Genomic DNA, 22,601 nt, shown 5'->3' with positions numbered 1-22,601 from the left:
TTACTTCTTACTCTTTGACGCTTCCAAGGTTCATGCCGACGATAAAATACCTTTGCAGGAAAGGATACACGAATAGAATCGGAACCGCCGCCACAATCGTGATCGCCGAACGTATGGAAGAAGGCGTAACCATGGCCTTCGTTTGATTTGTGTTTGCCCCTGCCATCAGACCGGGATCGTTGTTGCTGCTCATCGTTGATCCAAGCAGCTTCATCATCTCATACTGAAGTGTACTCAGCTTCAAATCAGACGAAGCATACAGGAACGTATCGAACCAGGCATTCCAAGAGCCAACTGCAATAAACAAGGCGATGGTCGCTAGTACAGGCGTACACAGCGGGAATATGATGCGTATAAATATGGTGAAATCACCGGCTCCGTCCATTTTCGCAGACTCAACCAAGCCAGATGGAAGCGTTCGAATATACGTCCGAATGACAATGAGATTAAACGCATTCACCATTCCTGGGAGCACATACACCCAGAAGTTATTCAGAAGCCCCAGGCTTTTGATCAGAAAGTAATTAGGAATAAGTCCTGCATTAAAATACATCGTCAACACAAAAATTAAACCGATGATTTTACGAAAAATATAGTGGGGCTGTGCTAGTGTATACGCTAACATGGTGGTAAGGAATACACCTATCACCGTCGCTGTAATCGTACGAGCGACTGAAATCCACGCTGCATGGTAAATCGTACCTGAAAGGAAAATCGCTTTATAATTTTGCAATGACCATGAACGAGGCCATATATAGATGCCTCCTCGAAGCGCATCATTGCCCTCATTGAATGAAATCGTTAGTGTATGAAGGAACGGATATAAGGTTACTATAGCAAGAACGAGCATGAAGATGCCGTTAATCGTATGGAACAGAATCGGCTCCATCCGAATTCTGCGCGCAGTCATTGTTCCCATCGTCATCTCTCCTTTATATCAACCGCTCTTCACCTAAGCGTTTGGCGGTAGAATTTGCAATTAGAATAAGGATTATGCTTACAACTGTTTTGAAAATACCTGCCGCAGTGGCCAGCGAATAGTTGCCTTGAGCAATCCCGTACTTTAGAACGAAAATATCAATCGTTTGCGACCAGTCGACGATCAATCCATTGCCGAGCAGGTACTGAATTTCAAAGCCTGCATCCAGAATATGTCCGATGTTCATGATTAATAGAATGATAAATGTCGACTTGATCCCAGGCAGTGTGACGTACAGGATCTTCTGGTAACGGTTTGCACCGTCGATTCCGGCAGACTCATACAGCGACGGATCAATCGAGGTGATAGCTGCAAGGTAAATGATGGTATTCCATCCCACCTCTTTCCATACATTAGACAAGCCCACAATCCCCCAAAAATACTTGCCTTGACTAAGCCACATCACAGGTTCCTTAATGAAGTGCAGCTTCATCAACAGCTGATTAACGATACCATCATCAACGGATAGGGAAGTCGCTACAATACCCGCAGCTATGATCCACGACAGAAAATGAGGCAGATAAGAAATCGTTTGGATGGACCGTTTCCAGAAACGAACTTTAATTTCATTCAGTAAAAGAGCTAAAATAATGGCTGTTGCAAAACTAAGAACCAAATTGATCATACTCATGGCAAGCGTGTTGCGAAGCACTGTCAAGAACGTATCATCTTGAAAGAGAAATTTAAACTGCTTCAACCCCACCCACTGCTGTTTGGAAAATTTCAAAGCCGGACGATAATTCTGGAACGCCATCAACCAGCCCCAAATCGGTACATAATTGAAAATCAGAATATAAATCACGATGGGAAACGACATCAGCATTAACTGCTTCTGATTTTTGAACGTCTTCCAACTTAAAGCGACGCCGATTTCCGGATCAATTTTTTGCTTATTCTTTGGTCTTTTGGACAGTATGGTCTCGGCCATCGACATTCCCTCCTAGGAAGTAAAGCGGAGAAGACCCTGAGTCTCCCCCACTCTACTGAATGTTCTATTCTCTTATTTGCTGCTCCAATTCTTAATACGCCAGTTAATTTGTTCATTGATACGATCTTCGATGGCTTTGAAATTGCTTTTGGAAATCTGATCCACATATTCCTTCCATACACCATCAAAGTCATCCGGTTTGACCATAATAGCTTTCGGCAAATATTTTACGGCAAGGTCTTCCATCTTCTGATTGGCCACTTTGGCTGGTGAACCATCCACCAGATCAATACTCCACGCTGGGTAGTATATGGGATTTTCCACTGGTGATTTGAAGAACTCTGCCCATGTCTTATGGTTGTATGCCTTCAGCACTTCCTGATCCTGCGGCTTCAAGCTGTCGAAGAATTCCTGTGGCTGTGATCCCGCATCAGTTGCATTTCCGTCACTATACGACCCTTGCATCTTAGGCAGGCCACCCAAGAACGCATCCGCTTTATTCGCTAGCTTCCATGTATTATCGTCTGCTTTCGCACGCTGTTCAGGCGTACGGTAGAACTTACCATCCTTCACCTCATAATCCTCGCCTTGAATACCCCATTGGAGTGTCTTCTGCCAATCTTCGGTCATTAGTGTGTCAAGGAATTTGATGATTTGAACCGGATCCTTGGCTTTCGTCGAAATCCCGAATCCGCGGTTGATGTTCAAAACTGGACGGTCACGGTAGTGCTCTGTGGCGCCTGGATATAAGAGCGGGAACCCGACGTATGTGCTACCGAATTTACCTTGTGATCTCAAAGAATTTTCTCCATCGCCAAAGTTCCATTGCTGGTCGAACATCCCAATGACGCGGCCACTGGCAATTTTAGCTAAGTACTGATCGTAGTTCTGTACCAGCGCTTCCTTATCCATCAAGCCTTGCGCATTGATCTCATTCAGCTTCTTGTAATAGGTCTTGGCAATATCCTTGTCAGCAAAAATTTGCGCTTTCCCGTTATCGACGATAACACCACCGTCATTTGGGTAACCAGCTAAATGCTCTGGCGGATTAAGCAGCGGGAATTTTCTCCAGTCGAAGCTCAACGTCTCGAACCCGATCATATCTGGATGTTTCGCTTTGTATTTCGCAATGATATCGAAATAATCGTCCAACGTCTTCGGAGTTGGATACCCCATTTCCTTCAGGACATCCTTTTGCAGGTAAAAGCCTGGTCCTCCATACGTAGTATCGTTAACTTGACCACTGAACACGCCGTAAGCCGGCAGAACATAAAGGTGACCGCTTGCAGGATCCTTAGCCTGATTCAACACGGCTGCATAGTGCTTCTTCAGATTCGGCGCGTACTTGTCAATCAGGTCCTCAAGGGGAATAAAAGCACCGGCCGCAATTAGTTTATCATCCCCGGTCATAATATCCGCATAATCACCGCCGGCAATCATAACGCCCATCTTCTGCTGCAGGTCACCGACCAGAAACTCCATTTTTAGGCTAACGCCAGTTTTATCTTTAATCATCTTGTAGATCTTGTTATCAGGAGTCGGCTGTTGACCAGGTCCACCAATGAACACAGATAATGTAACTGGCTTGATCGCGTCGTTTTTCGTTGCTGCTGAACTTGTCTGACTACCATTAGGTGAAGCGGAGCTATTCGCAGCATCACCATCCTTCGAGTTGCTGCAGGCTGATAGTGTCAGTCCTAATGCCAGAACAGGTACTAATGCAGCTAAAGCGTGCCGTTTTACTTGTTTAACCATTTTTCTAGTCCTCCCTTATTGTCTCCATGAAGATGCATAATCCTATAGGCCAAACACTTATTTACTTACACTATTTATTATACTTTTAAAGAATACGCTTACAATTCACAGAATATAGGTCTTACCCCTACGAATTACAGTCAGATAATCTAATGTTACACTAAATAAGTCAACCCATCTACTGGCTGTTTACTTCAAGCAAGGTTGTCCGTCTGCATCTAAACAAGGATCGGACTCACGCATTTTGAGCCTATTACTTTACCCGCTGGACTATATGTGCCTTCCCCATAATCGTCAGTCACGCCAGCAGCTTTCAAAGCTTCGATGTAAGGGAGCGCATATCCGTTAGCTTTGTCGTCCATACTAACATCAGTGTAGCTTGAAGCCTTCAAGTCTTTGTTGATATCTAGACCCATGATCAAAAACTGTCACTTTCGCGAATTGAGCACGGTTCATTTCAAGCATTTCTTCATTTGGTTTAATTCCTCCAAATATTGAGTTTATACTTACTAGTTATTTTGATGAAAAAATTCACGAAGCAAAATTCGGCTTCGTGAATTTTTAATAGGCTTTCGATTAATGTCCTTCTGTACCGCCAAACATAGCTTGTGAGTAAATTATGCCTAATCCGTATGCGCCGCCGTGTTCTTTCGCAATATCCGTAGTGGCTTTGTACGTTTCGGAACGAGCCCAGTCACGTTGCAACTCTAGCAAGTATTGCTCCCATGTGATTGGTGTTGCACCAGCTTGAATCATGNTCCGTAGTGGCTTTGTACGTTTCGGAACGAGCCCAGTCACGTTGCAACTCTAGCAAGTATTGCTCCCATGTGATTGGTGTTGCACCAGCTTGAATCATGCGCTTAACCGCCATATCGTGCGCTTCTTTCGATACACCGCCAGCAGTATCAGTTACGATGTACACTTCATATCCTTGATCGATCGCGGAGAGAACGGCTGACAAGTCACATACCTCTGTCCATAGACCCGAGACGACTAGTTTCTTTTTACCGTAACTGTTGACTTTATCTACCACTCTTTGATCTTCCCACGCATTCATCGTCGTACGGTCAATAGGTTGTTGATCAGGGAATACGGCTTGGATTTCCGGGAAAATCGGTCCACTGAACGACTTCGCAGCTACTGTCGTCAGAACAGTTGGAACATTGAAAGCTTTCGCTGCTTTGGCAAGTCCAGTCACGTTATTGCGCAATGTCGCGATGTCAATGGACGAAGTTCCAAAAGCCATTTGCGGCTGGTGATCGATCATGAGCAACGTATGGTTCGTCGGTGTTAACAATCTTGGAGATGGAACAGCTTTCGCATGAATGGCTGTTAATCTAACACATATTCACCAAATTCTTTGTAATATNATGTCAATGGACGAAGTTCCAAAAGCCATTTGCGGCTGGTGATCGATCATGAGCAACGTATGGTTCGTCGGTGTTAACAATCTTGGAGATGGAACAGCCTTTGCATGTATGGCAGTTGTACCTTGGCTAGTTGCAGCAGGCGTATCCGCTTTTGCAACCATCATAGATCCGAATGCGCTTGTCGATACGACGGCAGTTAAAAGTGCGAGTGTTGTTACTGTGCGTCCTGTAAGATATTTTTTCATGGTTATTAGCTCCTTTTTTTATAAAATAATTATCTCAAATTGATTATTCTCGAAATTAAGACATATGATATTAAGATATTTGCAAAAAGTATTTTTTTGAAAACACATTATGGTGCCTCAAACCTAATGAACTTACTTGTAATTATCTTTAACTTATCAATCTTAATTTTAAGAGATGCGACATTCAGATAGAATGTAGCTTCTAAAGACAATCTTAGTGCCTTTGTCTGCCTAGGCCTCCTTCACTTTAATTTACTATGTTTATTCGAAACAGTGTAAGGAATTTCGATTACTTTTATTATAATATATACTTACATTTAATTAGTCAATATATTTTTTTCAGTTAAAATATATGATTATTTTTACATCTAGATTTCCAATTCTCAATGGAAATTATTTCTGCAATACATTTTCAACAATGAAAATACGTTCATTGTATATGTGCAGACTAGAGAGATATATTTTTATAATTGTTAATACTTCCGTCGCTTCATCCAAATAAGCCTTGTCTCCAAATAACTCATAAAGCTGCAAATAATCATTATACAGGATCCAAATATTGTATATTTTACTTTTTGGCTGCTAGCCAGTTTGCTAACGTTTCAATTTCTTGCTTATTCAGTTTATCTTTGAAGGGTGGCATTGTGTTCCCATTAGTGATTTGGTTAATGATTTTTTCTTTGCTTAAACGCGCACCCACTTTTTGTAAATTGGGACCAATCATTCTCCCTTCTAACTCTACACCATGACAGGCTATACAATTTTGCTTGAAAATGGTTGCGGCCTCAAGCACAGCTGTGGTAGAAGGTGTTGTGACGCTTTTACCCGGATCGGGAATTGCATGATTCGCTTGGCCTACATTTTCAGGTGAGCTTGTTGGAACAGATGGCTCAGAAGGCTTGGAATCCGTTAGATTAGGGGAAGGCGTGATATTGGTACTGACATCCGATCTGCTAGTTGCCAAACCTTTCGTCTCATCCGTTTTTTCACATGCGGCTAACGATACAGTAATGGCAAGCGCTAACAGCAGAACTGGCGTCTTTTTAAACATAATCTGATAGTCTCCCTCTATTAAAATTTGATTTTCTCTTCAATTATTGATTAATGTCCTTCTTTACCGCCAAACATAGTTTGCGAGTAAATAACGCCTAATCCATATGCGCCGCCGTGTTCTTTGACAATATCCGTAGTGGCTTTGTACGTTTCGGAACGAGCCCAGTCACGTTGCAACTCTAGCAAGTATTGCTCCCATGTGATTGGTGTTGCACCAGCTTGANAGTGGCTTTGTACGTTTCGGAACGAGCCCAGTCACGTTGCAACTCTAGCAAGTATTGCTCCCATGTGATTGGTGTTGCACCAGCTTGAATCATGCGCTCAACTGCCATATCGTGCGCTTCTTTTGATACACCGCCAGCAGTATCAGTTACGATGTACACTTCATATCCTTGATCGATTGCGGAGAGAACCGCTGACAAGTCGCATACCTCTGTCCATAGACCCGAAACGACTAGTTTCTTTTTACCGTAACTGTTGACTTTATCTACCACTCTTTGATCTTCCCACGCGTTCATCGTCGTACGGTCAATCGGCTGTTGATCAGGGAATACGGCTTGGATTTCTGGGAAAATCGGTCCACTGAACGACTTTGCAGCTACTGTCGTCAGAACAGTTGGAACATTGAAAGCTTTCGCTGCTTTGGCAAGTCCAGTCACGTTATTGCGCAATGTCGCGATGTCAATGGACGAAGTTCCAAAAGCCATTTGCGGCTGGTGATCGATCATGAGCAACGTATGGTTCGTCGGTGTTAACAATCTTGGAGATGGAACAGCTTTCGCATGAATGGCTGTTTGAGCTTGGCTAGTCGCGGCAGAAGGTGTATTACCTTTTGATCCGTTCATAGAACCACATGCGCTTGTGGATACTACAGCAGTTAACAGTGCTAGTGTTGTTACTGTGCGTCCTGTAAGATATTTTTTCATTATTGTTAGCTCCTTTTCATTTTCTATGATATAATCTCAAATTAAAGTATCTTTATTTCAAGATATTGGACAACCTGTTAAAAACATAAAAGTAATCTCAGAAAACATTTTGTATTTTAACGTGAACAAACTTTGTCATCTCATAACACCTCACCTCTCAACAATTTTATTGATTCATTGTTCAGGAATTTAGTTTACATTTATCATAATATATACTTACATTAAGTTAGTCAATATATTTAAATTAGTTAGTTGCTATCCATGTATAATAGACCTGAAGATCGAGGCAAACAAAATTGTATCAGGCATACCGGTACTTTTGCGAAGTAAATACGGAATGAAACCATTTCAGATGATCTGAATTTCTACAGCGTTAAATAATCCTCGTTCATTTGAACTTTTGTGAGATAAATTTCTTGGATAAAGCCACCTCGTTTGAATCATCTTAATGATGAAGGTGTTATTAAATGAAAAAAATTGCAATTTCACGAATAGGTACATATTGAGTTCCTTGATAATTGATACTTTGAGGAAGACCGACCAAATCGCTAGCACCATAATAATTATCGCCCTTCAGTGTATCTCTGTTTTCATCAGCAAGGTGATAAGCAAATGGAACAACTTTGGCTTCTATTTTGTATTCAGAAAACTGTGCCGATACTGCGAAAAAATACCGTCTTTACGGAGCTGTCTCACGTTCATCATAACTTACAAAAAAGTACCTAAGACTCATAAAAAAAAGCATATGTCCGTTATTCTCTTTGGGCCAGTCTTTTAATACTAAGGAAGGTTTTTAACAACAAAATACGGCAGCCGTGGACGAATAAAAGGAGTCCCTTACTGACGCTATGCCCATATGTCAGTCCTCCTTCATCAAGAATATTCTCATTCTTGGATCTAAGTTAAGTAGTGAAACTGTCGCTCACTCTCGAAGTCTGCTTTGTATTTAATCGGCTTTTCCGGCACCCTTTTCTCAAATTCCCTCAGGAAATGATGATAATGCACATAACCGATATCCTCTGCAATGGAACGAATCGTATCTTCAGAAAACTGGAGTCTTCTCTTGGCTTCATCGATCCGCAAGTCGTGAATACATTCGATGATGCCGATACCGTTTTTCTTCATAAAAGCCAGTCCCTGTAAAATTCGAAATGTTTCCTGCTCCTGCAGCCTTTCCGCGGCAGCCAACATTTTTTCTCAACTGTAGTCATGGCTTGTAAATCGTAGCTAATCGCCATCTCGTTCACGTTCTCATAATTGACTAGATCAATGTCAGAGTGGAAAAAGTGGTAAACCGAAACCTCCACCGCTCCCGAATAGGAACTGGCTATATCCCGGATAAATTCTACGGGTGGACCGATAGACACGCTGAAATTCGTCCCACGCTTTCGAAGCTCGCTGCAGACTTTCTCTGCTAACTCTCGTGCCAATTCAGCCCTCTTGGTAATGCGAATGATGCTGACGTAAACCATTCTCTGCTGTGGGTTCATGGGGTATGACTACAAAATAAGAAATAAAGGCTTTTCCCTTATAAAATGAACGGGAAGGCCGGGGAACTCTTCCTGGAGTCGTTCCGCCAATTCCTTCATGCCGGGCTCTTCGCTTTCCGCGTGACCCAATGCAATGTATGCCTTGTTCTTGCCTTGATGAACAGCGTCGCGAATATATTCCGGCGTTTCCCATTCCGGCCCTTCTCCGGCGATAACCAGGTCAAGATTGTAATCATTCAGCAATGGGAGCACCAAGGCTGCCCCCCCTCTGCACCCTGCCAATAGTCCAATACGGGTGCAAGTCATCTCTATTTCCCCCACAACGCGCACGAATGGAATTTGAAGCTTTTCCTTCAAGTATTGCACCGTTCGTTCAAGGGTCATGCTAGGAATTTGCACAACCGTTGCGGCGGGCAAATGCTCTTCAACGTAGGGCACCCAGCCCAGTGCGTTTATTAACCCCATCATAATACCGTCCGTTTTGTAACGGTGAATATGATCGTGATAACGATATATGGCGATTCCGGTACGATCAAGCAATTCGCGCTTTTCGTTGATAACCGGATCATCATGCGTCCCCAACATATCCTCCTGGTGGCGGTAAAACGTCCCTTCGTGTGAAATGATCAAGTTGGCTCCTAAAGCCGCAGCCTGCTCGATCACAGCCTGCGTGGCCAAAAAAACAACGACAATTCCCGTTACTTCCGTTTGGGCAGATCCGACTCTCAATGAATCCACAGTGGGCTCGTTTACTGGAGCCTGCTCTAACAATCGATCAATAATCTGTCCAATTGTAATCGTCATCCAAACCATCCTTTATATAAAGTCATATGCACGAACAAATAAGCGCGGAATACGCGCTTACAGCGAGAGCTATACGAGCCAAAGCTCGCCTACTGAGTCCGAGAAGCCGGAAATCGACTTCTCGGCAGACTGTCTCGCGCTCCCATTATAAATAAAAGACGGGACTCTAGACAGCACCGGTAACAACGTCATCTCGTTTGTCCCGTCTTCCATATTTTAATTTATGATGCGGCCGTTCTCATCAGGGATGCCTGATTTGCGGAAAAAGTAGGAATTGATCTGGTCTCGCCACTCCTTCGAATGTGCCGCTTGCTCACGCAGTCGGCTCCTCACATCTTCGAAGCGTTCTGGATCTATTTTTCCCTCTATCGAACTCCAGATCTGGGCCAATTCCTCCGCCTGAAGAACGCCGTCAAAGTGGGTATCGTAGATGTGCTGGATGACCGTCTTACCCGTCTTCAGTTTGTGTGTATATGGAACGTGATGGAAAAAGAGAAGCAATTCATCCGGACAAAACTCCCTCGACTCGTACCATTCCGATCGCGGCGCAAAGTATTGGGATGTGTACCCTGTTCCCGATTTAATGGTTCGATCTACGCCGATGCCGTGGCAGTCGGCAAAATGGTACGTACCCCATCTCGAATATTCGTAACCGTCTACGTTCGGACCATAATGGTGCCCCGGATTAACCATCCACCCTACGCCAAGGGGAGCTGTGTAATTCTCATAGATTCTCCACGAATCGAGTAGCATCTTCGACACAATGCGTACTACATCGGGGTCTGAACCGAATGTCATGTAGATCCATTCTAGCGTGATCTGCTCAGCTGATAGCTGCGGATTCCAAGCAAGCCTACCAAAACCATATAAATTGGCTTGTGCAAGCATGTGTCCAGTCCAATTCGGGTTGTCTCCGATATTCGATACCGCCGCAATGCCCCCAAGCCGTCTCCCGAATAACTGACCGCTTGCCACTTGCGCAACCGTACTTCCACTCCCATGAGCAAACGTATCGAAATCGAGAACCTCTTTCCACTGGGGGATCAGGTAGCACAGATGCCTCTGCTGGCCCGTGTACTCTTGCGTAATCTGCAGCTCAAGCACCTGATTCGTCGCGGACAGCGCTCCGAGAAGCGGAGAGAGCGGCTCGCGGACCTGGAAATCCATGGGTCCGTTCTTAATCTGCAGAATGACGTTATCGCGAAACTTTCCATCAAGTGGTGTAAAATGATCGAACGCCGCTCTCGCCCGGTCGGTCTTGCTATCGCGCCAATCCTGTTGACAATTGTATACGAAGCAGCGCCAAATGACCATCCCGCCGAAGGGCTGAAGCACTTCCGCCAGCATATTCGCACCATCGGCATGGTCACGCCCATAGGTGAATGGCCCGGGTCGCCCCTCGGAATCTGCCTTTACCAGGAAGCCGCCAAAGTCCGGGATATCCCGGTAAATCTCCTCAGCTTTCTCCTTCCACCACTGCCTGACGCTTTCATCAAGCGGATCTGCGCTGGTCAGGCCTCCAAGCTGCATCGGACTGGCGTAGTTGATGCTTAGGAACGTTGAGATTCCATAGCGCCGGAATACACCGGCGACCCGGGCGACATCCGACAGCAGCTTATCCGTAATCAACAAGGATTCTACAGAGTGTACGTTCACATTGTTAATCGAAATGGCATTGATCCCCACCGATGCCAGCAAACGGGCATAATCACGGATTCGGGACATATCTCGAACAATCTCGTTATTTTGGTAGAATATGGATTTTCCCGCATAACCGCGTTCAATCGAACCGTCCATATTATCCCATTGGTTTAGCATCCGCAATCCGTTCGAAGGCGTTTCCGTTATCGCAAGATCAGCCAAACTCTCGCCGCATTGCATCAACCGCAGTAGATGGAAAACCGCGTACAAGGCTCCTTTGGCCGAATGTCCGGCAACCACAAGCCTTGATTGTCCATCCATCGATACGTTTCTGATCGCGTAACCATCCTCGGATCCATCCTGCCAACTTAGCTCCGCATCAAGATCCTGTAACTGCCCGCGAACGCCGATTAGAATGCAGGCGCTCCCGTTGGAAGCCGTGGAACGGAGGGGCCTCACTCCAAGCATGGCATCGAGACCATCCATCAACTCGGCGACCGCAGTCTGAAGCACCTCTGATAGAGGACCGGGAACTACAAGCTCCCGTGCCCACCCCCGGTATTCCTCTATCCTCTTATCATCGTTTATCGGCGCATTGCGCAACCAGCAGGCATATGCGTTCGTGCTGTGATTCATCGTGATACCTCCGCTAGTTTATGTTCATTCAGGTAAACGACCTCTCAAATCGGAACCAACCGAAATCGAAATGGCTTCCCGGTAAAAATAGGAAGGTTACCTTTTGGAGGCCTGTTATTTTTTCCAATTCAAACACCCGCTCTTCGTAACCCTCGGACTGTGCAAACTCGATGAGTTGGTCTCCCTCACCTTCCGGATTAGCGAAACGAATATGAATGGTATTGTTATCAAGAAGCGATCGGCCACAGACGACAAGCTTCGTTGCCCCTAGGCTTGTAAAATCCATTTGGTCGAATTCCAAGGAGACATTATTTCCTATCCCTTCAACGCTGGCTTCCGAGATCGTAAACGTATCGCCATAAATGCGGTCGCATTCCGTGGCGTCATTCCTCTCGAAGGCTCTGTTCATCTTTTGGAACGAAAAGCCCTTGATGTGCACCTTCTTCTGAAGGACGAAGCAAATGGAAGTGATCCCGCAAAGACGCTTGGATAACCGATAGGTTTCTTCTTGATACACATTCCACTTGGACGGTTTCTGATAAATGACATCCGCCAGGAGTACACTGCCCTCATCATCTGGCATACCTTCCCAAATTTGCAGGGAATACTCTTCACTGGACAAGGCGAAAATCGGAATTGTAATCAAATCGGACCCTTGCGTTCCGAAATCAATATCACGGAACCCGACTTCAGTTTCACCGTCCCGGCTAGTAGCTACGCCTCTCTCGTTTCCGTTTCCAACCTCCCCTTTACTGTAATCAAAAAGGCCGGCAGAGATAAATCCATAAGGATCCTTATAAGCGGTGCCGAGTCCCGTTGATTTAAATTCCAACTGGGAGATGAGCTTCGTCTTGTTCGTACCGTTCTTACTCATACAACGAACCCGGAAATCGCCATCGCCCAACGCGGTGAATCTCGCTTCATGACCGAATGCTTCCACTTTCGCAAGGCCCGTGGCAATTCCCGTATCGTTAACTACACTCCACTCCACCTCTTGATAGGAAGTATCAGCGGGGTAAAGGTGGGCTCGTACCGTCATCTCTTTTCTCGATTCGTCGAACATTTGACCGGACGGGCTTACGATTTCAATCTTGCGTAAAGGGATTTCGTCTACGGTTCCCATTACCGGTGGCAGCTCTTGATTCTTGGTATAGGCGGAAACCCCAGATAAGGATCTTTCTTCCCTTACTGGAAGACCATCAAATTCCACCGTCTGACTCTCCAAACCGATGGAAGAAACCACAACTCGAATCTTGCCGGGCACCAGGGTAGCCCCGATAATCGCCATAAGTTTGCCGCTAAATAGTCTTCTGCTAGTCCCTTTATACGGATCATAGTCCGTACTGTCGCCATTATCCAAACCAAGCAAGCGGCCTGCCCCCGCCACCTCGACACGAACCCGATTGCTTGCATTCTCCACCGGATTGCCATCCGCATCTTCCATGTTGATCTCCAGGAAGATCAAGTCCGTACCATCGGCCATCAGGCTCTCTTTATCCGGCAGCAGACAAATCTTCTTCGCATCCCCGAAGGACCTTCTTATATCTGTCGCAATGACATGGCCCGTTTCATCATAGGCTATTGCTTTCAATTCCCCTGCTTCATAAGGAAGCTTCCACCAGCCGACCAGCTGGGTTCCATGCTCATGATTGATATCAAAGGTTCCTACGATAGCGCCATCCAATTGCAATTCGATTTTCGGCGCATTCGAGCACACTCGAACATCGATCAATTGGCCCGGATTAAAGTCCCAATAGGGAAAAATATGGACCATCGGATTCGTCTTGTAGTCGGTCCATGCTGATTGGTAAATATAATACGAATCTTTCTTGAATGTAGCTGTATCTATCTGTCCGAGATAGGAGTTCTTAGTATGATAAGGCGTCGGTTCTCCAATATAGTCGAAGCCGGTCCATATGAATTGCCCTAGAGAGAAGGGCGCCTCTCTTTCCGCGATAATACAGTCCTCGACTGACTTGGCCCCCCAGCTCGTCGCACTATTTCCCAGAGCCGAGCATTGCTCGTCGTCATCGGCAAGAATGGACTTCTCGAACGGGAATCGATAAATGCCTCTGCTTTGAACGAGAGAGGCTGTCTCGCTGCCGTAAATGATCCAATCGGGATGTTCCTCATGGTGCTTATGGTAATATTTCTCCGCGTAGTTGTAGCCGGCCACCTTCACGATATCCGCACATTCCTGTGCATTCTCCCAAGGCATATAATTGGAACCGATGGTCACTCTGCCGTTCTGCTTCGGATCGTATTTCAGCACTTCATCCCTAAGCATTCGAGTGATTTCTTGCCCTCTTGCATCTGCATGAGTGTCGTAAATCTCATTCCCGATGCTCCACATCATCAGGCTCGGATGATTCCGATCCCGCTTGACCCAGCTTTTCACATCGGCCTTAGCCCAATCCTTAAAAAATCTCGCGTAATCGTAAGGGGTCTTGGATCTTTCCCACATATCGAACGCTTCCGAGACGACCAAGAGCCCCATCTCATCCGCTAAATCCATAAGTTCAACCGCCGGCATATTGTGAGCGGTTCGAATGGCGTTAACGCCCATTTCTTTCAATATCCGAAGCCTTCTTCTCAGTGCTTCTTTATGGAAGGCGGCTCCAAGGGCTCCTAAGTCGTGGTGTTCGCAGACCCCGTTCAATTTCATTCTTGTGCCGTTCAGGCGGAACCCCAGCTCTGGATCAAGCTTGATTTCCCGAAATCCAATATTTTGCGTGATGCTCTCTACGACTATGTCTTCCCGGTCCTCTGCAGCACGCTGCAATTGGGTAACAAGCTGATACAGGTGCGGCTCGGCCGTGCTCCATAAGTGAGGGCGTTCTATCAATAGCGTCTGTCGATGAAGAAAGCCGCCTGCAACGATCTTGTCTGTCGCAGTCGCAGCAAGATCACCCTTGTACAGGATCGTATGCGAGATTCGGACGTCTTCACGGAGGCTCAACTCCGTCTCGACTTCTACCTCCCAGCTATCGCCCAACCTTTTCGCAGCAGCATAGATTCCATCCGTTACAATGTGATTAAGAGTTCTCGTCTTTAGCCAGACATTGCGGTAGATACCGGCCCCCGAATACCACCGGCTATTCGGACTTTGGTGGACGACCTTCACCACGATTTCATTATCCCCGTCAACGATCGCATCTGTGATCTCGTGTTCGAAAGATGAATATCCGTACTTCCATTCTCCTATAAACTGCTGATTCACATAAACGGATGAGTCCATATAGACCCCATCGAAGCATAATAAAATTTGCTGGTCCGCTTCTTGAGTCCATGTAAATCTTTTCCGGTACCAGCCGATACTATTTTCATACAGATTTAATGTATTGTAGATCAGCCAATCATGGGGGAGATCTACCGGCTCAAATGTCAAACCGGCACTATCCGTCACATCCAGGCTGCTCTTGGCAAATTCCCATCCACTATTAAACAGTGTCTTCTTATTCATCGTTTACCCCCAAGCTCCAAACACTCCTGAAATATGTAAAAAATGACTATCAGGCATTAAGAGAGTCTTGATCCTTATCGCTATTTCATATATAGATGACTCGGGCTAACGCTCGAGTAATTTTCATATTTTAAAATTCAGGATCTGCGACAATGTCTATTGTCACAGATCCTATAAGGGCACTATTGGTTATGATTAGTATCCAAGCTTGCTCTTCGTCTTATTAAAGATATCATTCGCCATTTTGATATATCGGGAAGCGCCGAGTGCTTCGACCTGAGCCGCATAGGCATTCCAATCGTTTGAAATATTAGCTTGGCCGGTGACGAACTTCAGGGTAATCGTATCCACATAATCCATCAGCGGCTTCGAGATCAGGTTCATTTGTTCGCTTTCGTCCGGGGTACCCATGATTGGCGGAGCTAGCGTTCTCGGTTTACGATGTGTCTGAATGCGGCTGAGGTAGTCTTTCTCGCCTTCGGTCATTTTGGACATCCGCAGTTTAGTCGAACCGCCGTACGCGAAGTTGCCGCCGCCGAAGCCGAAGTCGACGTTTAATTTCTTCGTTGCTGTCGGGTTCATACCGTTATAAGAGATGTCCGGTTTGAGCGTGATGTTGCCGCTCGCATCCTTCGTATAGGTCTCGCCTTCGACGCCCCATAAACTGAGCGTTTGGCCTTCGTCCGAATACCACAGCCAGTCAACAAAGCGAAGCATTTTGATAAAGTTGTCCTTGCCGAGCTTCTTGAGCGCATTCTGGCTGATCATAACTCCGTTCTCGAGACGGGACGTTTCGATTTGAAGCATCCCTTTCGGACCGCCCGGTTGAACGATCATATACAGATCGGTATTCGGCACCTGCATCTTGGTCTTGGAATCGGCTAGTATCTGGTAGTTGGCGTTCATGACATAAGTATCGCCTTTATAGAACTTGGCTTGGGCGGTTTTATCGTCTTGGGTGAAGGACTCCGGATCGAGCAACCCCTCTTTGACTAGCTTATTTAAGAACGTTACATAATCCTTGAACTCGTTGGTCGAATTGGCGAATTCGAACTGTTTCGTCTGTTCATTGAAGCGCGTGCCGTTGGCAACTCCCCAACCGCCGGTTACGCCGTATTGAGCTGCCGTAATATTCAGCGTCGATTTTCCGGTGAATTCATCGGACATTACGTACTTCGCGCCGGTAAACTCTTTTACTTTCTTGAGGGCTTGGTAGAAGTCTTCATAAGTCCATTTGCCTTCCTGACCTTTTACGTCGACTCCCGCTTTTTCGAAAATGTCCTTCCGAATCATGTAGGAGTATCCCGCACCCGGCGATTCCCACAGCCCTGGCAGAACATAATATTTCCCGTCCGATTTCAACTTCTGCTGCAAGTCTCTTTCCATCCCCCAAGCTTTGACAACCTTCTGATAGTTCGGCATGTACTGCACCCAATCGCTGATCGGTACGATTTGGCCTCCGGCTACGTAAGCGGATTCGTCATAAGTTTTGGGAATAATGAAGGGTGCGTCTCCGCTGTTGACTAAGAGCGACTTCTTGTTCTCGTATTCGGAGGCCGCAACTACGTTTACGTCAAACGATACGTTCGTTTTCTCCGAGATCGCGCTCCAGATCCGCCATTCCTTCTTATACGGATAGGTCGGTTGATCGCTGAACATGATCGAGTAGTTCACAGGCTCATTCGAACGGAACGTTTGGCCTTCGCCAAAGGAGTAATTCTGTGGTGCTGCTGAGCTCGTGCCTGGGGATGCGCTGCTTGACGATTCTTTCGTGTTGCTATTCGTACATGCTGTCATGCCGACGGCCATCATGACCGCCAATGCGACCCCTACTGCTTTTGCAGATTTTTTCATTTATTGCCACCCTTTCAATTGTTTTTATAGAACAGAAACACTGCTAAGTAGATGCCTATTAGTAACAGCCCGCGATTGCAGCCTTTCCAAAACATAACGCGATTACCCTTTTACGGAACCAATCATCATGCCTTGCACAAAATACTTTTGCACGAAAGGATAGAGACAAATAATCGGCAAAGAGGTCAACACCATCGCAGTGGATTTAATGGTTGCCGCGATCTGAGCGGTCGCATCGCTGCTAAGCCCGGCTTCCGTCGGATTAATCGCGCTGTCGATGATCTGCCGCAAATAAAGGGCGACCGGCCATTTATCCTTCGATTCCAGGTAGAGAGACGGGCCAAACCAGTTGTTCCAGATGGAGACCATGCTGAACAACACCATCGTAGCCAGGATCGGTTTGGAGAGCGGAAGCGTAATCCTTAGGAAGATGCGGTAGACGCCTAGGCCATCGACCTTAGCCGCCTCTTCCAATTCGTTCGGCAAGCTTGCAAAGAAGGTCTTCACTAGGATGACATTGAAAGCGCTGATGGCGCCGGGTATGATAATAGCCCAGATGGTATCCCTCATGTGCAGCGTTTTGGCGATCAAGATATAGTTCGGGATCAGCCCGCCGCCAAAATACATCGTGAACAGGACGAAAGGGATAAAAAATTTATTAAGGCGCAGCCTATCCTTCGACAATGGGTAAGACATCACGGCTGTCGCCGCTACCGATATCACCGTTCCTACAATGGCATACAGGATCGTATTGCCATAATAGTTGAAGAATTCCGGCCTGCTTAGTACGGCTCGGTACGTTTGGTCCGTAAAATCAACGGGGAATATGGTGACCTTCCCTGCATATACGGCAGCCTCCGAGCTGAACGACTGGGCAACTAGATATAGGAACGGATACAAAGTCATAACGACCACAAGGGCCATGATGAATCCGTTCATAACTTGAAACACACGGTAGGATGCGGACTCCTTCACCTGAACTGCTCCTTTCTACCACAAGCCTGAATTCGTTGTTTTCTTGGAAATGTAGTTCGCCGACGTGACTAGAATAAGACCGATGACGCCTTCGAACAGACCAACTGCAGTGGCATAACTGAAGTTCCCGCCGGTGATCCCCATCCGATAGACGTAAGTGGAGATAACATCTGCCGACTCATAAGTTAATGGATTGTACAAGAGCAGGATTTTCTCAAAATTCGCTCCCAATATGCCGCCGATATCGAGAATAAGCAGCGTCATGATCGTCGGCAAAATACCTGGAATCGTAATGTGCCATGCCAGCCGCAACCGATTAGCCCCATCCACTTTGGCCGACTCGTACAAATCGGTATTGATGCCGGTCATCGCCGCCAAGTAGAGAATTGTGCCCCAACCGAGCCCTTGCCAAATGCCGGACGTCACATAAATCGTCGGGAACCATTGCGGTAAGGAAATGAATGCAATTTTCTCGAAACCCAAATTGGCGAGCAGTGTGTTAATCGGCCCAGACATGGATAGCAATTCCTTGGTCATGCCCGCGACGATAACCATGGAGATAAAGTGAGGCAGATACGATACGGTCTGGACGAATTTCTTGGTGCGAATCCGCACCAGTTCATTCAGCAACAACGCAAAAATCAATGTGAGCGGGAAACGAATGACTAAATACAAGACACTTAAATACAAATCATTACGGAAGGCTCTCCAAAAGGATGGGTCCTTCATGAACATGGTAAAGTAAGATAATCCTACCCATTCCGTCCCGAACAAGTTGGTTCCGCCTCTATACTTGCGGAAAGCGATTACATTACCGAGCATGGGCACGTACTTGAAAATGATAAAGTAAATAACGGGAATAAGTAGGAAGGAATATAACTTCCACTCCTTCCTGACGTGTCTCAGAAGAGGGGTCTGTAAAACCGCCTTATTCGCAACTGACATATAATCACCCACCACTTTCCACCCTGAAAATTGTCCCCTAATCATACACCCAAAAAAACTTCGCAATCGCGCTTATTCACCAGCCCCTTGGGGTTCGTATGCGCTTTCAGAAACCGCATACATGTTTATACAAGTAGCACCTCAATTGCCGTTCCACGCGTTACTCGAGCATAAAGACCTGTAATTATTAAATATTTTCATTGCAAATTGGTGCGGTTTCATTTGTAGCATGTGCACCATTTATTTAATATTATTTTACAAAACGGCCTATTTTTTTACCATAGAAGAATACAAGAAAACTTGTAATTATTAAATATCTTTTTAAGAACCGTATGGGCATGTTATGATGGACATAGTGCCTCCTTTTCCCGAGAAAGGAAGCGAACCTGAGTAATCCCGGAGTGATCTTGCCATGGACTTCGAGCAGTTCGAATCAATTGTCCCCGAGGTTTTCTTATTCGTCGACCGCCGCTGTTTCCCCGATTGGGAAATCATCCGACAGGAAATCGATTTTCATGACCTGACGTTCATCCTCGAAGGAAAAGCGAATTATTTTGTTAATGGCGAGAAAATCACGGTGGAAGCAGGGGATATGCTTTACATTCCCCAGGGAAGCATCCGCGAGGCGCATACCTTCAAAGATGATCCCATGCATTCCTATGCCTTCAACTTTACTCTGTTGCAGCCCTCCGGTATAATCCGATTTCCGTTCGAAACCGTAACCAAAAATCGAATCTCAAGTGAAATCTTAAACTATATCCTTGAATTTAATCGCGTTTGGAGTGGCATGCAGCCCGGATATCGGATGTTTGCGAGGGGCATCTTTCATTTGATTCTCCACCGGTTGCTGACGATTTCCTTTCATCATTCCCCGAACGCCCATTCTGATATCCGGATCGACAAGGTCAAGGAGTTCATCATCGACCACTTCTCAAATGAGCTGGATTTGGCGACCGTCGCCAAGGTAGTCAATCTGCACCCTGTATATCTCGGCAAGCTCTTCAAAACCAGCACGAGCTTCAGCGTCAAGCATTTCATCAATATCATTCGGGTCAACAACGCGGAAATGATGCTGTCCGGCGGCGGGTTTTCCGTCTCCGAAGTGGCGGAACGCTGCGGATACAAAGACATCAGCTATTTCAGCAATGTATTCAGATCCATTAAAGGCTATCCTCCGTCAAAGGCGAGCATGCAAAAAAGAACCTCAGAATGAACTGGGGGTCCTTAAATATGCTCTATCATTCCATTCTAAAAAGGAGATCGAATGATGTCTTACACTCAGCATTTCGACGTTCGTCAAATACCGATGTATTTCACCTATAGACATACCAGCAGCAAAGCGGAACATTTTGACGGTATATTTCATGCGCACCAAGGGGTCGAAATTCTTCTCATCCACGAGGGCAAAGGAAGGTTGATTGTCGATCAAAAAACCTACGAAATCAAACCAGGTTTGATTTGTGTTTTTCAACCTTTTCAGCTGCATCATATTCAAATGGACATAAATCATGAAACTCCTTTTGTTCGATCCGTTGTGCAATATGAACCAAGCTTCTATGAAAGTTATTTTGAAAAGTGGCCCGCTTTATACGCCTTTTTCAAATTAATCCATAAAGGAAATATCCCAATGCCCATATGGACAGATCAACAAGAAACGGAATTGTTAGGGCGTATTTTTTATAGCTTTCACGAAAGTGTTTTAACCCTTCCTAAAAATCATCATTTAGAAGAATTCTCTCTTTTTTTAGTGACACTTTTTCGCAGCTTCAAACAACTTTGGAAAAGCCAGAATATAAATAGCTCTTTGGAGCAAAAATCTCGCAATCTTCATCAAGCTGAACGCATTTTGGAATGGCTGGAGAGCCACTATAAGGAACCATTACGTTTGGAACAAATGAGCAATGATTTGCATCTTTCTCCACATCACCTATCTCATTTGTTTAAGGAATGCACCGGCAGTAGTATTTCAGACTATCTATCAGCCAAACGGATGCAGCAAGCGTTACTCCTTTTAATGTCTAATGAATATCCCGTCACAAGGATAGCAGAGGAAGTCGGGATTACGAGCTGCTCGCATTTTTGTAAAATATTCAAACTTCATTACGGCTTAACCCCTCACCAATACCGTAAGCAATGGCTTGAAAAACGGCCTCTATGATTCATAAGCACTTCCGGTTGTTATCGACTGTGAAGCGAAATTTTCAATCGATGTCTTCTTTTCATAGAAGTGTGTAGCGTTCGCTTGAACGCCATGTCTCGTGTAAAACACATCTTCGTTCGTTAAAGGAAGTTTTACAAGCTCCCCTGTACTTGCCGATTTATATATAGCCGTTATGAGCTCTAAAGTTTGACGTCCGCTAATGCCATCAATCAATACAGGTGCACCCGTCTCAATGGCGGTTAATACATTATCGATTTGTCCAGTATGTCCTTCATATTCAACCTCTGGCAGCTTTTCATAGAAAGCTTGCAGCTGCTCCTCCAGCTCAGTATTTGGCTCAGGGAAGCCATTAGCTTTAGAGTTGGATGCTTTTACCTTCCAAGGTGTGGAGACTCTTGCCTTGGCTCCCTGGAATATGAGCTGCTGCTCCTCGCCATGATGAACAACTGAGCTGGTCACTTGCCCCAATAAACCGTTCGCATAACGAAGCATCCCGATGGAAAGATCTTCAACCTCTGCATTATCGTGGGCCACGTTGCTCATGAAAGCATGGACTTCCGAAGGACTGCCCATCATCCAAAGCAGCGCATCGATATGATGCACGGCGTGATTTAGCGTCGGGCCGCCCCCTTCTTTCTCCCATGTACCTCGCCACCAAAGATCATAGTAGCAATGTCCACGCCACCAGAAGGAGTCAACCTGTACGTGTCCGATTTTACCCATAAGTCCGCTTTCCAGCACGGCTTTCATTTTCATCATAGGTGTTTTGAAACGGTTCTGCGCAACAACAGATAAAATCTTGTTTGTCCGCTTAGCAGCCTCATTCATTAGATCGCACTCTTCAAGTGAAGATGCCATTGGTTTCTCAACCATAACATGAGAGCCTGACTCAAGAAACTCGGTTGCAAGGGTTGCGTGCGTATATGGTGGTGTACAGATGGAAACAAGATCGACATCCTCCTGCAGCAGCTCTTTGTAATCCATAACCGCTCGAGCATCTAACTGAAATTGGTCGATGCGCTCCTGCGCTTTCTCTACATAAATATCACTAATCGCAACAATCTTGCATCGCTCCGGAAATTGTAAATATCCTTCAATGTGCGATCTTGAAATCGCGCCTGCTCCAATAATCGCAACCTTCAACATTCTCTTCACTCTCCATCTCTTTGTTGCTCCAAGCATATCAAGAACGCGCTTGCCAAAGTGACGCTGCTTTGTTCAAAAATGACGCTGCTTTGCGGGTCGATTTCGGAGTCACATTGAATGTGCCTGGGGTAAGAATTGCTCTTCCGTAATCGCGAGAGATACGTCAATACTTGAAGATGTTATCCCTCAAGTTCAATGTGAAATTAATCTAACGCTTTTCCACCCCATAT

General features: G+C 45.7%; 18 protein-coding genes. 2 read left to right on the top strand and 16 right to left on the bottom strand.

Translation table 11 applies throughout. The features are described from left to right. Positions 1-7 precede the first annotated feature (7 nt). The 15 genes from ASG93_RS05870 to ASG93_RS05790 all read right to left on the bottom strand — a co-directional run bounded on the left by ASG93_RS05870 (position 8) and on the right by ASG93_RS05790 (position 19,064). The gene (locus tag ASG93_RS05870; protein ID WP_056829973.1) at positions 8-910 is read right to left on the bottom strand and encodes a carbohydrate ABC transporter permease; all 903 of its coding nucleotides are present in this window, start codon (positions 908-910) and stop codon (positions 8-10) included. A 22-nt stretch (positions 911-932) separates the two neighbouring features. After that, entirely contained in the window at positions 933-1,907 is a 975-nt protein-coding gene (locus ASG93_RS05865; RefSeq protein WP_056829784.1) for an ABC transporter permease, read from the bottom strand. A gap of 72 nt (positions 1,908-1,979) precedes the next feature. Then, positions 1,980-3,662 carry an extracellular solute-binding protein gene (locus ASG93_RS05860; protein WP_056829782.1) on the bottom strand — a complete coding sequence of 561 codons (1,683 nt, stop codon included), beginning with the start codon at positions 3,660-3,662 and terminating at the stop codon, positions 1,980-1,982. Between the two features lie 218 nt (positions 3,663-3,880). After that, a complete protein-coding gene (locus ASG93_RS05855; protein ID WP_056829780.1) occupies positions 3,881-4,078 on the bottom strand; it encodes an S-layer homology domain-containing protein in 198 nt (65 codons plus the stop codon). 342 nt (positions 4,079-4,420) lie between these two features. Next, the coding region (locus ASG93_RS05850) for a hydrolase (protein WP_235550757.1) at positions 4,421-4,908 on the bottom strand (488 nt) is incomplete at its 3' end. 937 nt (positions 4,909-5,845) lie between these two features. Then, positions 5,846-6,328, bottom strand: a complete 483-nt coding sequence (locus tag ASG93_RS05840) for a c-type cytochrome (RefSeq protein WP_056829776.1) — start codon at positions 6,326-6,328, stop codon at positions 5,846-5,848. A gap of 226 nt (positions 6,329-6,554) precedes the next feature. Continuing rightward, on the bottom strand, positions 6,555-7,058 hold a 504-nt coding region (locus tag ASG93_RS36175), incomplete at its 3' end, for a hydrolase (RefSeq protein WP_414858843.1). Between the two features lie 1,095 nt (positions 7,059-8,153). Then, positions 8,154-8,381: a helix-turn-helix domain-containing protein gene (locus ASG93_RS05825; RefSeq protein WP_056829771.1), complete on the bottom strand. Its 228-nt coding sequence runs from the start codon at positions 8,379-8,381 to the stop codon at positions 8,154-8,156. Beyond that, positions 8,378-8,686 (bottom strand): hypothetical protein, encoded by a 309-nt coding sequence (locus ASG93_RS35690; RefSeq protein ID WP_056829770.1) that lies wholly within the window; start codon positions 8,684-8,686, stop codon positions 8,378-8,380. Before ASG93_RS35690 ends, ASG93_RS05825 begins: the two co-directional genes overlap by 4 nt. 69 nt (positions 8,687-8,755) lie before the next feature. Continuing rightward, positions 8,756-9,550, bottom strand: coding sequence for a Nif3-like dinuclear metal center hexameric protein (locus tag ASG93_RS05815; RefSeq protein ID WP_056829768.1), 795 nt, complete (start codon positions 9,548-9,550; stop codon positions 8,756-8,758). Positions 9,551-9,766: 216 nt separating this feature from the next. Next, positions 9,767-11,827, bottom strand: a complete 2,061-nt coding sequence (locus ASG93_RS05810; RefSeq protein ID WP_056829766.1) for an alpha-glucuronidase family glycosyl hydrolase — start codon at positions 11,825-11,827, stop codon at positions 9,767-9,769. Between the two features lie 28 nt (positions 11,828-11,855). After that, the gene (locus tag ASG93_RS05805; protein ID WP_056829764.1) at positions 11,856-15,290 is read right to left on the bottom strand and encodes a glycoside hydrolase family 2 TIM barrel-domain containing protein; all 3,435 of its coding nucleotides are present in this window, start codon (positions 15,288-15,290) and stop codon (positions 11,856-11,858) included. 195 nt (positions 15,291-15,485) lie between these two features. Next, positions 15,486-17,144 carry a hypothetical protein gene (locus ASG93_RS05800; RefSeq protein ID WP_056829762.1) on the bottom strand — a complete coding sequence of 553 codons (1,659 nt, stop codon included), beginning with the start codon at positions 17,142-17,144 and terminating at the stop codon, positions 15,486-15,488. A 102-nt stretch (positions 17,145-17,246) separates the two neighbouring features. Continuing rightward, positions 17,247-18,119, bottom strand: coding sequence for a carbohydrate ABC transporter permease (locus tag ASG93_RS05795; RefSeq protein WP_056829760.1), 873 nt, complete (start codon positions 18,117-18,119; stop codon positions 17,247-17,249). A gap of 15 nt (positions 18,120-18,134) precedes the next feature. Next, complete coding sequence (locus tag ASG93_RS05790) at positions 18,135-19,064, bottom strand: ABC transporter permease (RefSeq protein ID WP_056829758.1); 930 nt, start codon at positions 19,062-19,064, stop codon at positions 18,135-18,137. A gap of 412 nt (positions 19,065-19,476) precedes the next feature. On the opposite strand from ASG93_RS05790, the gene ASG93_RS05785 reads away from it, so the two are divergent. Together ASG93_RS05785 and ASG93_RS05780 are read left to right on the top strand one after the other, a co-directional pair. Then, a complete protein-coding gene (locus ASG93_RS05785; protein WP_056829756.1) occupies positions 19,477-20,277 on the top strand; it encodes a helix-turn-helix domain-containing protein in 801 nt (266 codons plus the stop codon). Between the two features lie 51 nt (positions 20,278-20,328). Continuing rightward, positions 20,329-21,222 (top strand): AraC family transcriptional regulator, encoded by an 894-nt coding sequence (locus ASG93_RS05780; protein ID WP_063891780.1) that lies wholly within the window; start codon positions 20,329-20,331, stop codon positions 21,220-21,222. Here the strand turns inward: ASG93_RS05780 and ASG93_RS05775 are convergent. Next, positions 21,217-22,371: a Gfo/Idh/MocA family protein gene (locus tag ASG93_RS05775; protein ID WP_056829752.1), complete on the bottom strand. Its 1,155-nt coding sequence runs from the start codon at positions 22,369-22,371 to the stop codon at positions 21,217-21,219. The two genes, ASG93_RS05780 and ASG93_RS05775, sit on opposite strands and share 6 nt — an antisense overlap. Between the last annotated feature and the right edge of the window lie 230 nt (positions 22,372-22,601).

Source organism: Paenibacillus sp. Soil787, assembly GCF_001429545.1.
In the GTDB taxonomy this organism is placed as follows: domain Bacteria; phylum Bacillota; class Bacilli; order Paenibacillales; family NBRC-103111; genus Paenibacillus_E.
The sequence above is the reverse complement of the archived record's forward strand: the minus strand, read 5'-3'. Positions and strand labels throughout refer to the sequence as shown.

Coding starts and splice junctions, on each gene's coding strand:
- ASG93_RS05870 (WP_056829973.1), bottom strand. CDS start 910: ATGACTGCGCGCAGAATTCGGATGGAGCCGATTCTGTTCCATACGATT.
- ASG93_RS05865 (WP_056829784.1), bottom strand. CDS start 1,907: ATGGCCGAGACCATACTGTCCAAAAGACCAAAGAATAAGCAAAAAATT.
- ASG93_RS05860 (WP_056829782.1), bottom strand. CDS start 3,662: ATGGTTAAACAAGTAAAACGGCACGCTTTAGCTGCATTAGTACCTGTT.
- ASG93_RS05855 (WP_056829780.1), bottom strand. CDS start 4,078: ATGGGTCTAGATATCAACAAAGACTTGAAGGCTTCAAGCTACACTGAT.
- ASG93_RS05840 (WP_056829776.1), bottom strand. CDS start 6,328: ATGTTTAAAAAGACGCCAGTTCTGCTGTTAGCGCTTGCCATTACTGTA.
- ASG93_RS05825 (WP_056829771.1), bottom strand. CDS start 8,381: ATGAAGAAAAACGGTATCGGCATCATCGAATGTATTCACGACTTGCGG.
- ASG93_RS05815 (WP_056829768.1), bottom strand. CDS start 9,550: ATGACGATTACAATTGGACAGATTATTGATCGATTGTTAGAGCAGGCT.
- ASG93_RS05810 (WP_056829766.1), bottom strand. CDS start 11,827: ATGAATCACAGCACGAACGCATATGCCTGCTGGTTGCGCAATGCGCCG.
- ASG93_RS05805 (WP_056829764.1), bottom strand. CDS start 15,290: ATGAATAAGAAGACACTGTTTAATAGTGGATGGGAATTTGCCAAGAGC.
- ASG93_RS05800 (WP_056829762.1), bottom strand. CDS start 17,144: ATGAAAAAATCTGCAAAAGCAGTAGGGGTCGCATTGGCGGTCATGATG.
- ASG93_RS05790 (WP_056829758.1), bottom strand. CDS start 19,064: ATGTCAGTTGCGAATAAGGCGGTTTTACAGACCCCTCTTCTGAGACAC.
- ASG93_RS05785 (WP_056829756.1), top strand. CDS start 19,477: ATGGACTTCGAGCAGTTCGAATCAATTGTCCCCGAGGTTTTCTTATTC.
- ASG93_RS05780 (WP_063891780.1), top strand. CDS start 20,329: ATGATGTCTTACACTCAGCATTTCGACGTTCGTCAAATACCGATGTAT.
- ASG93_RS05775 (WP_056829752.1), bottom strand. CDS start 22,371: ATGTTGAAGGTTGCGATTATTGGAGCAGGCGCGATTTCAAGATCGCAC.